General features: G+C 37.5%; 16 protein-coding genes, 1 tRNA gene and 1 pseudogene. 5 read left to right on the top strand and 13 right to left on the bottom strand.

What is annotated here, in order from left to right; all coding sequences use genetic code 11:
- Positions 1-593: glycosyltransferase family 2 protein (locus C6H22_RS07220; protein ID WP_158654663.1), on the bottom strand; the 593-nt coding region annotated here is incomplete at its 3' end.
- A 212-nt stretch (positions 594-805) separates the two neighbouring features.
- Between C6H22_RS07220 and C6H22_RS07215 the strand changes: the two genes are divergently transcribed.
- The 3 genes from C6H22_RS07215 to C6H22_RS07205 are packed head-to-tail and all read left to right on the top strand — an operon-like array spanning position 806 to position 3,764.
- Entirely contained in the window at positions 806-1,831 is a 1,026-nt protein-coding gene (locus C6H22_RS07215) for a DctP family TRAP transporter solute-binding subunit (protein WP_104694628.1), read from the top strand.
- 12 nt (positions 1,832-1,843) lie between these two features.
- Positions 1,844-2,464 carry a TRAP transporter small permease gene (locus C6H22_RS07210; protein WP_104694627.1) on the top strand — a complete coding sequence of 207 codons (621 nt, stop codon included), beginning with the start codon at positions 1,844-1,846 and terminating at the stop codon, positions 2,462-2,464.
- A 1-nt stretch (position 2,465) separates the two neighbouring features.
- Complete coding sequence (locus tag C6H22_RS07205; protein WP_104694626.1) at positions 2,466-3,764, top strand: TRAP transporter large permease; 1,299 nt, start codon at positions 2,466-2,468, stop codon at positions 3,762-3,764.
- Here the strand turns inward: C6H22_RS07205 and C6H22_RS08780 are convergent.
- From C6H22_RS08780 to C6H22_RS07150, 12 genes and pseudogenes are all read right to left on the bottom strand, one after another.
- Positions 3,761-3,910 carry a DUF5989 family protein gene (locus C6H22_RS08780; protein ID WP_199769821.1) on the bottom strand — a complete coding sequence of 50 codons (150 nt, stop codon included), beginning with the start codon at positions 3,908-3,910 and terminating at the stop codon, positions 3,761-3,763. The genes C6H22_RS07205 and C6H22_RS08780 overlap by 4 nt on opposite strands.
- A 10-nt stretch (positions 3,911-3,920) precedes the next feature.
- Positions 3,921-4,370, bottom strand: coding sequence for an SxtJ family membrane protein (locus tag C6H22_RS07200; protein WP_104694625.1), 450 nt, complete (start codon positions 4,368-4,370; stop codon positions 3,921-3,923).
- Positions 4,367-5,611, bottom strand: coding sequence for a hypothetical protein (locus C6H22_RS07195; protein ID WP_104694624.1), 1,245 nt, complete (start codon positions 5,609-5,611; stop codon positions 4,367-4,369). Before C6H22_RS07195 ends, C6H22_RS07200 begins: the two co-directional genes overlap by 4 nt.
- A gap of 46 nt (positions 5,612-5,657) precedes the next feature.
- On the bottom strand, positions 5,658-7,385 hold the full coding sequence (locus C6H22_RS09035) for a carbamoyltransferase family protein (RefSeq protein ID WP_267892035.1): 1,728 nt from the start codon (positions 7,383-7,385) through the stop codon (positions 5,658-5,660).
- A gap of 34 nt (positions 7,386-7,419) precedes the next feature.
- Positions 7,420-7,611, bottom strand: coding sequence for a carbamoyltransferase N-terminal domain-containing protein (locus C6H22_RS09030; protein ID WP_104694622.1), 192 nt, complete (start codon positions 7,609-7,611; stop codon positions 7,420-7,422).
- A gap of 147 nt (positions 7,612-7,758) precedes the next feature.
- A tRNA-Ala gene (locus C6H22_RS07180) sits at positions 7,759-7,834 on the bottom strand.
- A gap of 41 nt (positions 7,835-7,875) precedes the next feature.
- Entirely contained in the window at positions 7,876-8,580 is a 705-nt protein-coding gene (locus C6H22_RS07175) for a lysophospholipid acyltransferase family protein (protein ID WP_104694621.1), read from the bottom strand.
- Positions 8,564-9,712, bottom strand: coding sequence for a hypothetical protein (locus C6H22_RS07170; protein ID WP_104694620.1), 1,149 nt, complete (start codon positions 9,710-9,712; stop codon positions 8,564-8,566). The genes C6H22_RS07175 and C6H22_RS07170 overlap by 17 nt, the downstream gene beginning before the upstream one ends.
- A gap of 21 nt (positions 9,713-9,733) precedes the next feature.
- The gene (gene purQ / locus C6H22_RS07165) at positions 9,734-10,396 is read right to left on the bottom strand and encodes a phosphoribosylformylglycinamidine synthase subunit PurQ (protein ID WP_104694619.1); all 663 of its coding nucleotides are present in this window, start codon (positions 10,394-10,396) and stop codon (positions 9,734-9,736) included.
- Positions 10,397-10,636: a phosphoribosylformylglycinamidine synthase subunit PurS gene (purS, locus tag C6H22_RS07160; RefSeq protein ID WP_104694618.1), complete on the bottom strand. Its 240-nt coding sequence runs from the start codon at positions 10,634-10,636 to the stop codon at positions 10,397-10,399. It abuts the gene before it with no gap.
- A 9-nt stretch (positions 10,637-10,645) separates the two neighbouring features.
- Positions 10,646-11,359, bottom strand: a complete 714-nt coding sequence (purC, locus tag C6H22_RS07155) for a phosphoribosylaminoimidazolesuccinocarboxamide synthase (protein WP_104694617.1) — start codon at positions 11,357-11,359, stop codon at positions 10,646-10,648.
- Between the two features lie 21 nt (positions 11,360-11,380).
- Positions 11,381-12,580 (bottom strand): annotated as a pseudogene (locus C6H22_RS07150) (S41 family peptidase); the annotation flags it as partial.
- A gap of 234 nt (positions 12,581-12,814) precedes the next feature.
- Here C6H22_RS07150 and C6H22_RS07145 point away from each other — a divergent pair.
- The gene (locus tag C6H22_RS07145) at positions 12,815-13,612 is read left to right on the top strand and encodes a phosphatidate cytidylyltransferase (RefSeq protein WP_104694615.1); all 798 of its coding nucleotides are present in this window, start codon (positions 12,815-12,817) and stop codon (positions 13,610-13,612) included.
- A gap of 16 nt (positions 13,613-13,628) precedes the next feature.
- Positions 13,629-14,753 carry a 1-deoxy-D-xylulose-5-phosphate reductoisomerase gene (gene dxr, locus C6H22_RS07140; RefSeq protein ID WP_104694614.1) on the top strand — a complete coding sequence of 375 codons (1,125 nt, stop codon included), beginning with the start codon at positions 13,629-13,631 and terminating at the stop codon, positions 14,751-14,753.
- Positions 14,754-14,761: the final 8 nt, after the last annotated feature.

Below are 14,761 nucleotides of genomic sequence, written 5' to 3'. Positions count from 1 at the left end.
CACAGGCTGGAGTAGCGTTGTAGTTTTTCAAGCAAATGCGTGATGTCTCTAAACGCGTAATGTGTAAGTCCAGAATCTAGCTTGATAAATCGTGCGTCTTTTGGCACGATGATACTTTCATGCACGACATTATTATTAAAGCACGTATATTCTTTGTGAAAGATTCGTGTTACAAAATCTGGATACCAACCGCAAGCCTTTATCCATTTGCCATTATAGAGATTTTTGCGTGGTAGCGCAAAGAGTGTATTTGGCGTTGGCAGATTATCTTTGGAAAAAAGTTGTGTGAGAAGTGCTAATGTGTTAGATTCTAACACTTCATCAGAATCTATACTAAAAATCCACGCATTGCTTGTGTGGCTTACTGCAAGATTTTTTAAAGCACCAAACCCGATAAATTCGCTTGTGTAGATTTTTAGATTCTGATAAGAGGCTTGAAAATCTTGTGCTATTTGTAGTGTAGTATCACTGCTATCATTATCAAGAAGAATAATTTCATCAAAGCTTTGCAAAGAATCTAAACATTTTTTTAATGTCGTTTGAGCATTTTTGACAAGAATCGTAACACTAATAGGAAGTTTTGGTTGTGTCATAGAAGTGCCTTTATATATGGTGCTTTTTAAAAAATTTTATCATAAGTTTTCTTAGTATTATTAAGATGAGTATTCTTGGTGGCACAAGTATCACTTTGTGTAAAAATGAAAATACACATTGCCAAGTTTAAGGCATTTATAGTTTTTTATGGAGCTTTTTTGGTTTTTGGGTTAGAATGAAAAATTATATTCTAGTTTTAAAGGAGTGAGATATGAAGAGAATATTAGCCTTATTGATGAGTGTTGGCATCATAGGGTTTTTTGTAGCATGTGGAGATTCTAAAACAGAATCTAATAATGGCGAGAAAGTATATACGATTAAGTTTGCACATGTGGTAAGTGCAGGTAGCCCAAAGGGTAAAGCAGCAGATTTGTTTGCTAAGAGAGCAGAGGAGTTAAGCAATGGCAAGATTAAGGTTGAAGTATTCCCTTCTGCACAGCTTGTTGATGATGACAAAGTGTTTCAAGAGCTTAAACGCAACAATATCCAAATGGCAGCGCCAAGCTTTTCGAAATTTACCCCTATTGTGAAAGAATTTAATCTCTGGGATGTACCATTTATTTTTCGCGACAATGAGCATTTGCATAATGTGATGGATGGTGAAGTAGGACAGATTCTCAAAGACAAAATAGCTCAAAAAGGGTTTATTGCACTAGATTATTGGGATGCTGGGTTTAAGCAATTTAGCACAAACAAAAATCCTATCATTTTGCCAAGCGATGCCAAAGGGCAAAAAATCCGCATTATGAGCTCTAAAGTGCTTGAAGAGCAAATGAAAGCTATTGGTGCAAATCCACAAAATATCAATTTTGGCGAGGTGTATTCGGCATTGCAAACAGGCGTGGTTGATGGTGCAGAAAATCCACTTTCAAACCTCTATAATTCTAGATTCTATGAGGTGCAAAAATCGGTTACTATGACTAATCACGGATATTTGGGATATCTTGTGATTGTGAGTGAAAAATTTTGGAATGAGTTGCCAGAGGATCTTAAGGCTGTGGTAAAACAAGCGCTTGATGAAGCTACAAAGTTTGAGCGTGAAGAAAGTGCACGTGATGAGGCAGTGCTTTTGGCAAATCTACAAAAATACGCACAAGATAATGCAGATAAATTCACGATCTACACGCTTGATGATGATCAGAAAAAACAATGGCAAGAAGTGATGGTGGCTATTTATCCGAAGTTTTATGATCTTATCGGAGAAGATTTGATCCAAAAGACGCTCGAGACAAAATAATAAGGTTTTTGTTTGAAGTCGTTTTTGCTTTTATTGCAAAAGCCCTTTAAATGGGCACATTTAAGTCCGAGTGTCAATAGAGTTTTTAAGATTTTAGATACCATTATTGTAGGGATTAATAAGAATATTGCAGTTTTTGGGCTAGTAGCTGGTGTGTTGATAGTGGCGATTAATGTTTTTACGCGTTTTTTAGCCACTTTTTTCTCCGAGATTCATTCACTAACGTGGGGTGAGGAAGTTTCGACATATTGCTTTATCTGGAGTGCGCTTTTTGGAGCGGCGTATGGATTTCGTAAGGGAGTGCATATATCGGTGATGATTCTTGTTGAGCGTTTTCCACCTGCGTTGGCAAAGGCTTGTGTGATTATTTCATATATTCTTAGTGCGTGTTTTTTGGCATTTATGGCGTATGCTGGGTATCTTGTGTGTGAGCTTAACTATGAGCTTGGGCGTTATTCAGAAGCATTGCATAATGTGCCTTTATGGATATTCCTTATATGTTTGCCTGTGGCATTTTTGGGTGCGACATATCGTGTGATAGAAAAAATCTATGAGGTGTCATGGATGGAAGCCAAGGATGTAGTAAAAATCACACAAGAAGAAATTATCCACGATAGCGCGATTAAGGAGTAATGTGAGTATTGTAGTTTTATTTATCGTCCTTTTTGCATTGATTCTCTTTAGCGTTCCTATTGCTGTGTCTTTAGGGATAAGTGCTATGGTAGCTATGATAGTATTTACCTCGCACGATATTACAGGGATTCCAGAAATTTTTATTTCGGCATTTAAACCTACGCTTATGGCTATTCCGATGTTTATCTTGGCGGGTTCGCTTTTGAGTAAGGGTAGCGCGGCTCAAAGAATCATAGATTTTGCTAAATCAATGGTGGGACATTTACCCGGTGGTCTGCCAATGAGTGCTATTTTGGCTTGTATTATCTTTGCTGCTGTGAGTGGTAGCTCACCTGCCACGGTGGTAGCGATTGGTTCGGTGATGTTTTTGGCGATCCAACAAGCAGGATACCCTAAATCTTATGCCATAGGAGCTATCACAAGTGCTGGAAGTTTGGGGATTTTGATCCCACCTTCTGTGGTGATGATCGTCTATGGTGTAACGGCAAGCGGACTTAGTGGACTTGATGGCAAAGAAATTGTTGTATCTATCGAAGCTTTATTTAAAGCTGGGATTGTGCCTGGTATTTTGATTGGCGTTATGATGATGATTTGGACTTACATAGGAGCAAAACGCTTAGGATACAAAGCCACAAAACCTGCACCCCTAAGTGTGCGTGTAAAACATTTTATGCGAGCTTTTTGGGCGTTGCTTATTATTGTTGTTGTGATTGGTGGGATTTATGGAGGAATCTTTACAGCTACAGAAGCTGCCGCAATAGCGGCGGTGTATGCGTTTATTATTTCTGTCTTTGTGTATAGGGATTTGAAGCTAAAAGATTTATATAGCGTGTGTTTAGACGCAGCGATTACTACCGCTATGATTTTTGCTATCATTGGATCAGCAGTTGTATTTGCGTATTTTCTTACAAGTGAGCGCATACCACATCATATCGCCGAATATCTTATCTCTCAAAATATGAGTTGGTGGGTATTTCTTATCGTGGTTAATATCTTGCTTTTTATTATGGGGCAGTTTATGGAGCCTAGTTCGGTTGTAATGATTATGACTCCGCTTTTGTTGCCCATTGCTGTGTCTTTGGGGATTGATCCTGTGCATTTTGGAATCATTATGGTGATTAATATGGAAATAGGTATGATAACCCCACCTGTGGGACTTAACCTCTTTGTTACAAGTTCGCTTACAGGTATGGATCTCAAGAATGTCGTTGTTTCTATCCTGCCTTGGCTTGGGGTTATGGTCTTTGGACTTGTGCTTGTCGCCTATGTCCCACAAATTTCCTTGTGTCTGGTGGATTAAAATATCGTATAGATAAATGGTGCTACCGCACTTCCTTGTGATAGCACTATAAGCACTCCTAGAAATACCATCACCAAAATCACAGGGAAAAGCCAAAATTTCTTTCTTGCTTTCAAAAATTGCCAAAGTTCCTTAATAATACTCATTGTATCGCTCCTAAAATTGATTTTTCATACTTTGTGGTTGTTGTGTGCGTTGTAGAAAATAGCTCTGTATTGTTTTGTCTGGCTTTTGGTGCAAAACATCACGCTTAATGAGTCTAAAAAATAATGCTATGGGCGTAAAAATCCCAAAAAATAAAATTGCTAAAATAGTTCGTGAAATCACAAATCCTATCGTTTCACCTAAAAGAATCCAAAGCCTATAAAAGGGCACAATAACACGTGGTATGCATATAAGCACAATACTTACAATACAAGCAATAATTGCCCATAATCTAGGGGTTGTGTGAGGATCTCTAAAAAGTGGGAATATGGCTATGAGCATAAAGATTCCTGTCCATATTGCAAGAAATATGCGTAGATCCTTTGTGCTTACTTCATGAGATTTTATGGCTTTACAATGCTTCAAGGTTTGTGTATTTGATTGGTGTAAATTTTGTGTCATTGTATCTCCTTGGTGTGTGCTTGGCGTGTAGTAATCTCTCCACTTTGAATCTTGTGTGCCAAAAATTTTGCAATGCGTTCATTGGCTAAAGCATTTGGGTGTGTATCACAGGCATGCAGTGCATATTGCAAACGATTATGTGTGTATTGCGGTAAGATCTCACTAACTAAAAATGTATCAATGTCTTGATGAGTAAGCCACTCAACAATAGCTTGGGATTCTGCAATTTCTGTGTCATCGCTTAAATTGTTGGCATCCCATAATAGAAGATGCAGTTCTGTATGAAATTGCATTTGCAATAAAGAATTCATCTCTTGCAAAATAGCAAAATAAAGTTCATTATATTGTTTATTGTATGTATATCTTGGGAGCAAGATCTTAAAAAGATAACTTTTATTTTTTAGTATTGTAAAAATTTTATTATGAATTTTGGTCCAAAATGTTTTGTGTTCATTTGTCCAAGTGAGCGTATTTCCCAATTGAAACCTTGGTGCATTCAGGTCTTCCCAATCACTAAAACCATTTGCTCTTCTGATATGTCCAGGTATGCTTTCATAAAAAATAGTATAATCCTTACAATCTCGTGTAATGCGCATCACTTCCCCATTTTTTAATAAAGCTAAAGCCTGATGGTTGCCATATCCATGAAATCCAAAATTAAAAACTTTAAAATTTAGATCTTGATTTAAAAAGTAGGGCAATGTTTGGTCGTCATTTAATCCTTCACCAATGGTAAAGCTATCACCAAAAAAAATGAGACAATGTGTCGAATCTAAGTTAGAATTTGGTGTTTTTCGATAGCCAAAATCGTTAGTTGTGTATGTCACATTATAGATTAAATCTTTATCATTTGTTTTGATAGAAGTCGCACGTGTATCAGAAATTGCTTTATAACCTGTGATGTGATCAGATGTAAAGTAATCACTTATATAAGTGCCAGAACTTTGTATGTGACATTGTGTTGGTAGAGATTGTAGTGTTTTTATATAACCCCACATTTCCCCAATGCTTAAACACAATGGTAGCACACTTACATAGGCATAGACAAGTTTTTTCTTGGAGTCTTTGAGTGCTTTGATGCTCATCATCACAAAAAAGACAAACCAATATAGCCCAATCCATGCAAATGGCACGATTTGTATCCCAAGATTTCTCTCTATCACACCCGCAAGCTTTAGCACTATAGGTATAAATATAATACCAAGTATTATCCAAGATAGCCAATATTTTACAATTTTCATTTTCTCTCCTTTTTAAAATTTATGGGTTTGCTAGAAGTTTGTAGCTTTAATCTAGCTCATAGGAATCTTTTAGATTTTGAAACTTGGTTTTGTTTTCTTGGGTTTGGGCATCTTTGTATAATACAAAGTTTTCAATCACCAACATATCCATTTCTGTCCCCATAAAGCATCTAAAGCTATCCATTGGGCTACAGACGATAGGTTCACCCCGAACATTAAAACTTGTATTAACAAGCACTGGGCAAGAAGTAAGCTCATAAAACCTCTGCAAAAGTGCGTAATATTTAGGGTTTGTTCCTTTATGCACGCTTTGAATTCTCGCAGAATAATCTATATGTGTAACACTTGGAATTTCGCTACGCACGACATTTAGCTTTTGAATTCCAAAGAGTTTTGTATCAGATTCACTTACAGGATAGCATTTACTTGGTTGCACAGGTGCCACAAGAAGCATATAAGGTGAGGCACAATCTAGTTCAAACCATTCGCCAATATGTGAATCTAGGACACTAGGCGCAAATGGTCGAAAGGATTCGCGATATTTAATTTTTAGATTCATTGTTTTTTGCATAGTGGTATTGCGCGGATCACCAATAATCGACCTCGCTCCAAGTGCACGAGGTCCAAATTCGCAACGCCCTTGATGCCACCCTATGACTTTTCCTTCATTTAAAGCTTGTGCTGTAAGATTTATGAGGTTTTCAAAGCTGTGTCGTTCATAAACTGCACCTTGGGCTTTAAGTGTAGATTCAACTTCATTGTCATCATAGCCTACACCTAAATATGAGCCTTGCATAGAATCTGCATTATTTGGATGGCGTTGGTTACGACACTCAAGGTAATAAAACGCCATAGCACACCCAAGTGCATTTCCAGCATCCCCACTAGCAGGCTGAATCCAGAGATTTTCCAAAAGCCCTTCGGCTTTGAGCTGTTTATACATTTTGCCATTGCCTACACAATTTAATGCTACACCACCGCTTAAAACAAGATTTTTAGAGTTTGTATGTCGTAATGTATGTCGGGCAAGCTTGAGCATTACTTCTTCTGTAACAACTTGGATAGATGCCGCAAGATCAAAATGAGCTTGAGTTAGAGTAGATTCGGCAGTGCGTTTTTGATGTGAAAAAAGTTCATCAAAGGCTTTATTGGTCATTTTAAGTCCATATGTATAAGAAAAATAGTGCATATTGAGTGCAAAACTCCCATCATCTTTAATGTCGATAAGATAAGATTTGATGAGATCTGCATATTTTGGTTGACCATATGGAGCTAAACCCATAACTTTATATTCTCCCGAATTGACCTTAAACCCTGTGTAGTAGGTAAAGGCTGAATAGAGTAACCCTAAAGAATGCGGAAAATGAAGCTCTTGATAAATTTGTATATTATTGCCCTTACCCTTAGCGATAGTTGTAGTACTCCACTCACCAACACCATCCATAACCAAAATAGCAGATTCATCAAATGGACTAGGATAAAAGGCACTTGCAGCGTGACTAATATGATGTTCACTAAAATACAGATTATGATAAACTTTTTGTTTGAATGCCTTAATTTGGGATTTTGATTTATGTGGATAGAGCTCACTATACACAGAGGCAAGTTCGCGCACAAGGGTTTCTTTGAGAAATAATTTATCTTTAAGCCAAATGGGAATTGCTTTAAGAAAGCTAAAAAACCCTTTTGGAGCAGTAGTAAGGTAAGTTTCCAAAAGTCGTTCAAACTTTAAAAATGGTTTGTCATAGAAAACAAAAGCATCAATACAATCCAATAAGCAATCTTGAGAGAAATTTAAGACAGCGTGCTTATGCTCCCCCCCCCCCATTTACATTTTTAGTAAGAAATGTAGAGGCATTTTGGATGGAAAGTCTTGGAAATCGTTCATCACCTTTTTTGCGAGAAAGTCTTTCTTCTTGGATAGCAAAGAGGATCTTATCGTCTTCTAGTAGAGCTATCGCACTATCATGGTAGTATGCCGATATACCTAAGATAAGCATGAATATCCTTTTAAGAAAATCTTTAAAAATGGAGATTATAGCATATGGTGATGTAGTCCATGCTTAATTGCGTGAGTCTACTAGATTCTAATTGTATTGGGATTTGAGATGTATGTAATATAAAAGAAGATGGTAAAACACATGCTATGGTGGAGTGTAGGGGGTTCGAACCCCTGACCTCAACGCTGCCAGCGTTGCGCTCTCCCAACTGAGCTAACACCCCAAATAAAAGACGATTATAGCCATAAAGACTTTAAAGACATATTAAGGGTTTGAATTGCATTGTGCATAGTGTTTGGCATATGTTTCTTGCATGAGAGATTCTAGTTTTTCATACCATTGCGGATCGTTAAAATCTGGCGTAAAAGATTCAAGTATAACCATACGTGCCTTGTTTGTGTGTGAGGAAATGGGTGATGTGTCATACATTTTGCGTGTGTTGATAAGTAAGATAGGTTGAATCTTTAAGTTAAGTTTTTGGGCGAGAATCTTTGCTCCGGGTTTAAACGGGAGTAATTTTTCGTTGCCTCTACCCCTCGTGCCTTCCGGGAATATAACAATAGGGCGATTTTGGGCTAGTTTTTCTTTGGCTTGTTTGAGGAGAAAAATAATACCATTTTTATCTTCTCTATCTATCAAGATCATTTCAGGTAGGGTAAGTGCAAGTCCATAGAGTGGAATCTCACCTAATTGTTTTTTTGCCACCCAACAAATATTGCTTGGGTGGAAGCCCTCTAAAAACATAATATCATTGACGCTTTGGTGATTTAACACAATAAGTTGCACACTCGTATCAAATTCCCCTATGCAATCCATATGAAAGCCATTGAGAGTGTAAAAATAACGGCATTGTAATCGGGCTTTTCTCCCGTTTTGATGATGGCGTGTCCAATAGATTTGCAAAATGATTATTGGAAGATATAGGGCAATAAGCGCTGTAGCGAAAAGACCCTTAATTTTTGCTAACATATTCACTCCTTACCCAACCAATTTGAGAATCTCCTATAAGCACTTTATGTAACAATACGCTTTGTCCTTGCAGATCCATTTTTCGTTCTCCTACAATTTGTATGGGTATATCAGATTCTGCTACACGCACAATTGTTGAATCTTTCATCGGTAATATGCTTACTGATGCCCCAGATTTAAGCGTGCCATAGCTATTGCTAAATGCAAGGCTATAGATTAAAATCCCACACAACAACGCCACAATAAACAAAAAGATTGTATAGCGTTTCCAAAGAAATAGCCCCAAAAAGAGGATAATCAATACACCAATAATTACAAGCTTAAAGAATGCGTAACTTGCCTTGGGATTGAGATCGCTTTGTGTGCTTACAAGCTCGGAATTTACCACAACAATAGGGATATTCACGCTTTCAAAGCGACGCACATCGGAATTAAAATATTCAAATGAAAGCTCACGTAAACTTTTTGGGACTATCACATAATACACCCCATACATACCGCCGTTGCGTTGGCTTAGCTCTTCAAAGCCTTGTGTCTCAAAGCCTTTGATATTCATATCTTTTAGGTTTTGGGATTGCATTTCAAATTCAAAGACTATGATATTATGCAATTCATCATAGTTTTGGCTTTTGTTTCGTAAGAGCTTGAAGTCTTTACCTAAAATTCCTGCGTATCGGGCATTGCTTCCTAAATCGATCACATTAAGCGCAATAGAATCTACGCGCACTTGCTCTTCATAGCTTCCATCCGCGGATACGGCTACTACATTGAGTGCAGGTATTGTTGCAGATGAGGCTTTTAGCTTAAAAACATAGGTGGTTTGCAGGTGTTGAGAATCTACATTTTTCCAAGTTGCATTTTTGTTTTTGAGCTCAACTTTGTCTTTGGGGCTTTTTTCAAAATTGCTTCCCTTGAGACTTGCTCCGGCAAAAAGTGAAGCCTCATATACTATAGATATCTCTTGCCCAACATAAAATGTCTGATCTTGGAGGGTTTGAGTGGCACTAAGGGCTTTTGCATAAACAATTTTTGGAGATGTCGTGAGGTCTTGGTCTGCCTGTGTGTCTATGGCTACAATAATGCCTATGATGAAAAAAAAGCTTAGCAAGGCTTTAGAAAATAATTGCATCATTACCTTCCTAATATTTTAATATTACAATGCTGCGTGATAAAGGCTTGCAAGCATCTCTAAGCCATCAACTCCACCTAAGAGATTTTCTATTGCACGTTCTGGATGAGGCATAAGCCCAAAGACATTTTTTTGTTCATTACAGATTCCTGCTATATCCGCTACAGATCCGTTTGGGTTATCAACATATGTAAGCAGAATCTGATCGTTTTTTTGTAATGCGTGTAAAGACTGATCATCAATAAAATAGCAACCATCGGCATGTGCGATTGGTAGAGAAATGACACTTTCTTTTTGGTAATGAGATAAAAATGCGTTGTTAGTGTTTTTTACATAAAGTTTTTGATTTTGGCTAATAAAATGTAGTGAATTATTGCGTTTAAGCACTCCGGGTAGAAGTCTCGCTTCACATAGAATCTGAAAGCCATTGCAGATTCCAAGCACATAGCCACCCTGCATAGCAAACTCGCGTACCGCCTGCATAATAGGAGAAAATCTCGCTATAGCCCCACTCCGCAAATAATCTCCATAACTAAAGCCACCAGGCACAATTACTAGTTTTGTATCTTTGGGTAATACCTGATCTTGATGCCATACGATTGTATGGGGTGCTCCTATGCATTTGTAAGCATATGCCATGTCCATTTCACAATTTGTCCCAGGAAATTGAAGTATCGCAACGCTCATTTATTTTCTCATCACCTCAAAGTCTTCTATAACCGTGTTTGCCAAGAGTTCTTGACACATTTTTTCTACTTGCACAATCGCATAAGATTCATCTTGAGAATCTATATCTAGCACGATTTCTTTAGCCATTTTGACACTTCTTACATCACTAAAATTATGATCCAAAAGTGCGTGATGAATGGCTTTAGCCTGTGGATCTAAGACACCATTTTTTAAAGTAATGAGGGCTTTTATTTCCATATATAATCCTTACTTTTGCAAAATTCGTTTTAAAACTTCCTCATACGCTACTTTTACGCTACCGAGATTTTGACGGAATCTATCTTTATCAAGTTTGTCATTTGTATCTTTATCCCAGAATCTACAACTATCAGGGCTAATCTCATCAGCAAGTAAAATATTACCCTCGCTGTCTTTACCAAATTCAAGCTTGAAGTCAATAAGGCGGAGGTTGCGTGTGATGAAAAATTCACTTAGTATTTGATTAATCTTGCGTGCTTGTGTGCGTAAAAAATCTAGCTCTGTTGTGTCTTGTGTGATATTTAAAATTTTGCAATGTTCGTCATTAATGATAGGATCACCAAGCGCATCGTCTTTGTAATAAAATTCCACAAGGGCAAAAGGCAAAATTTTCCCTTCTTCTATACCTAAGCGTTTTGTTAGCGAACCTGTAGCGACATTGCGCACCACAACTTCTATGGGAATAATTTGCACTTTTTTGCAAAACATATGTGTAGAATCTAATTTTTTGATAAAATGTGTTTGTATGCCATTTTGGATTAAAAGTTCAAAAATCGCAGTGCTAATCTCACAATTAAGCGCACCCTTACCTTGTTCAGAACCTTTTTTTTCAGCGTTAAAGGCGGTTAAATCATCTTTAAATTCTACAAGCACCTCTTGAGGATTGTTTGTAAGAAAAAGTTTCTTGCCCTTACCCTCATACAGCATTTGTTGTGTATCCATAATGCGCTCCTTTTGGTTATGTTATTGTTTTGGTTTAAAGATATTCCAAGCTTTTAGAATATCTATTGCGGTTTTAAGCTGAATGTCTTTATATATGTCTTCTTGTGTGAAGCTTGCATTTTTTGTTGTATTTTTAGAATCTGCTGGTGCTTTTTCTTGGATTTTTTCTAATTCACCTTTTAAATGTCGCTTTAGATCGGCTTCTTTAAGTGAGAAATTATTGTCATTTTCTGGCACACTGCCTGGATATACGACGACATCTGGTTGGATTCCAACAGCTTGAATTGTCCTACCACTTGGGAGATAATATTTTGCGATTGTGAGTTTTATACCTTCATTATTATCAAGCTTAATAACCATTTGCACGCTACCCTTACCAAATGTCTGTTCACCTACAAGCACTGCTCTGCTGTGATCTTGTAATGCTCCCGCGACAATCTCACTTGCACTTGCGCTTCCACCATTGACAAGCACGACAAGTGGCACATCAGCGTATGGTGCGCTACCATTGGCTTTAAACTCTATATTTTCGCCTTTATTGCGTCCTTTTTGTGAGACAATAACACCATTTTTGATAAAGAGTTTTGAGAGATCCACGGCTTGATCGAGCAAACCCCCGGGATTAGAACGTAAATCTAGCACAATGCCATCAACTTTGCCTAGTGATTTCAAGCCATTTTTCACTTCAAGGGTTACGTTTTTATCAAATGAATTGACACGCACATAGGCAAAATTTGTTTCATTAATACCGCGCACTTTGACAGATTCTACACGAATAATGTCTCTTGTAAGCTGGACAACTATAGGTTTTGGCTCACCACTTCTTACAAGCGTAAGTTCAAGCTTTGTTTTTGGCTTACCGCGCATGAGATTTACCGCATCATCAATATTCATATTAAGTGCGGTTTCATTATTGATTTTTAGGATTACATCACCACTTTTTATACCTGCTTTGAATGCTGGAGTATCATCAATAGGGGCGATGACGGTTAGGGCTCCATCTTTCATACCAAGTGTGATACCTATTCCTCCAAATTCTCCCTCGGTTTGCGATCGTAAGTCATCAAATTTTTTCTTATCAAGGTAGGCAGAATGTGCATCGAGGTTGCTTAAAAGCCCATCTATGGCTTTATTAATAATTTCATCAATTTGCACTCCATCAACATAGTTTTCTTCTATGACATTAATAACTTTGCGTAGTTTTTTATGTGCATCAAGCCTATTTTGCTCTTTATTATCTGCACCAAATACAATCCCAAATCCAAGCACACAGCACACACAAAGCAATAATATCTTTTGGTATTTCATCAATCCTCACCTCTATTTTTTCGTTCTGTAACCTAAAGATTCTAAAAAATTTAGACTTTAGATTCTATCAAAAATTCTCTATTTTTCAGTAAATACTCATTTTTTTGCTATAATCCAAAACATAGCACATTTCAAATAAGGAATACTATGAAAGATAGGATAAAGAGTTTGGGTGCGGATAAACAGCGCTATATCACAGGTGCTTTGCTTGTTGTAGCACTTGCATTGATTTTGTTGCTTAATAGCACATTGCTTATTTGGTTTGTATTGGGTGTGCTTTTTGTGATTACTATTAGAGAATCTCTAGCTTTTTATTCTTTGGAATCTGCGTGGCATTTTTATGTATGGGGGGTGTTATTGTGGATTAGTGTGTATTTTACCAAAGCCCCTCTGTATAATGGTTTGTGTGTGCTTATCGTGTATGCTTCTTATATCGCTTATAATAAAAAACTTCCCTTGAAAGTGTTGCTACCCTTTTTGTATCCTACCTTGCCATTTTTGTGTATTTGGTCTGTGTATGAGTCATTTGGTAGATTGGGGCTTATTTGTCTTATTGTAGTGGTGGTTTGCACTGATATAGGTGCATATTTTGGTGGGAGACTTTTTGGCAAAACCCCATTTTCAGCTACATCACCAAAGAAGACTATTGAAGGTGTCGTTATAGGGGTTGCTTGTGGCACTGCTTTAGGATCTGTGTTGTGTCTTGGTATCACACATAACTTTTTTATAGCTGTGTTGATAACATGTTGTATTGCGCTTAGTTCCGTTTTTGGTGATTTATTTGAGAGTTATCTTAAGCGCGAAGTAAATCTCAAGGATAGTGGCTCGATTTTTCCCGGTCATGGTGGTGTGCTAGATAGAGTTGATGCATTATTATTTGGTGGTGTTATGATGCTTTTTGCGCTTTCTACTTTATCGCCCTATAGCGAAATATATTTTCCATAAACATTGCTTCTAGTATATGATTCTTTTAGGTAGCACTGGTTCTATTGGGACAAATACCCTTAAGGTCGCAAATGTCTTTGGGCTTCCTATAGAATCTCTTAGCGCAGGTAAGAATATTGCACTTTTTAATACACAAATATATCAATACCACCCAAAAAATATCTGCATAGCTGATACAAATGATGTAACAAGGCTTGATATGGAATATATCAAGGCACAGAATATACGCGTTTTCTTTGGAGAAGAGGGGCTTTTGGATATGATTAAAGCTTCTCAAAGCACGTTAGCGGTTAATGCTTTGGTGGGTTATGCTGGACTTGCTCCAAGCCTTGTGATTAAGCAATGTGGCAAAAAACTTGCTCTTGCAAATAAAGAAAGCCTTGTGAATGCTGGGTGGCTTTTTGCTGATTATCCAATCACACCTATTGATAGTGAGCATTTTGGATTATGGTATCTACATACTACACGAGAAATACATAGGCTTTGTATTACTGCTAGTGGTGGGGCATTGCGTGATATGCCATTAGAAAAACTACCTTTTGCCACACCTGCTGAAGCACTCAAGCACCCAAATTGGTCTATGGGACAAAAAATTACGATAGATAGCGCAACAATGGTCAATAAGCTTTTTGAGGTTTTGGAGGCATATTGGCTGTTTGGCATACAGCATATTGACGCATATATCGAGGAGCACTCTGCGATACACGCACTTGTGGAGTTTGCAGATGGATCTATCACGGCACATATTTCTCACGCTGATATGCAACTTCCCATAGCATATGCACTTGATGAGCAAAAGGCAAAGTCTATGCGCCTTATCCCACGCTTTGACATGAGTACGCTCACAAACATACATCTTAAGCCCATAGATTCTAAACGTTATCCTGTATGGGATCTTAAATCAACACTCTTAGCGTATCCAAAGCTTGGTATTGTGCTGAATGCTAGTAATGAAATTGCAGTGAGTGCATTTTTGGATTCACGCATTAATTTTGGGAGAATTAGCGCGTGTATTTTGGAAAGTATGCGATATTTTGATAGTATCAAAACACACGCACTTACAGATATTCAAGACATTAGGGCTTTAGATTCTGAAGTGCGCACCTTTAGTGCATCGTGGATTCATGCCATGCGCCCATAAGACATATT

This window comes from Helicobacter equorum, from assembly GCF_900198655.1.
In the GTDB taxonomy this organism is placed as follows: domain Bacteria; phylum Campylobacterota; class Campylobacteria; order Campylobacterales; family Helicobacteraceae; genus Helicobacter_F; species Helicobacter_F equorum.
The sequence above is the reverse complement of the archived record's forward strand: the minus strand, read 5'-3'. Positions and strand labels throughout refer to the sequence as shown.

Excerpts from the sequence above, each read along its gene's own strand:
- purS (WP_104694618.1), bottom strand. The coding sequence starts at position 10,636 with ATGGAAATAAAAGCCCTCATTACTTTAAAAAATGGTGTCTTAGATCCA.
- C6H22_RS07215 (WP_104694628.1), top strand. The coding sequence starts at position 806 with ATGAAGAGAATATTAGCCTTATTGATGAGTGTTGGCATCATAGGGTTT.
- C6H22_RS07170 (WP_104694620.1), bottom strand. The coding sequence starts at position 9,712 with ATGATGCAATTATTTTCTAAAGCCTTGCTAAGCTTTTTTTTCATCATA.
- C6H22_RS07175 (WP_104694621.1), bottom strand. The coding sequence starts at position 8,580 with ATGTTAGCAAAAATTAAGGGTCTTTTCGCTACAGCGCTTATTGCCCTA.
- purC (WP_104694617.1), bottom strand. The coding sequence starts at position 11,359 with ATGGATACACAACAAATGCTGTATGAGGGTAAGGGCAAGAAACTTTTT.
- C6H22_RS07200 (WP_104694625.1), bottom strand. The coding sequence starts at position 4,370 with ATGACACAAAATTTACACCAATCAAATACACAAACCTTGAAGCATTGT.
- C6H22_RS07195 (WP_104694624.1), bottom strand. The coding sequence starts at position 5,611 with ATGAAAATTGTAAAATATTGGCTATCTTGGATAATACTTGGTATTATA.
- C6H22_RS07145 (WP_104694615.1), top strand. The coding sequence starts at position 12,815 with ATGAAAGATAGGATAAAGAGTTTGGGTGCGGATAAACAGCGCTATATC.
- purQ (WP_104694619.1), bottom strand. The coding sequence starts at position 10,396 with ATGAGCGTTGCGATACTTCAATTTCCTGGGACAAATTGTGAAATGGAC.
- dxr (WP_104694614.1), top strand. The coding sequence starts at position 13,629 with ATGATTCTTTTAGGTAGCACTGGTTCTATTGGGACAAATACCCTTAAG.
- C6H22_RS09030 (WP_104694622.1), bottom strand. The coding sequence starts at position 7,611 with ATGCTTATCTTAGGTATATCGGCATACTACCATGATAGTGCGATAGCT.
- C6H22_RS08780 (WP_199769821.1), bottom strand. The coding sequence starts at position 3,910 with ATGAGTATTATTAAGGAACTTTGGCAATTTTTGAAAGCAAGAAAGAAA.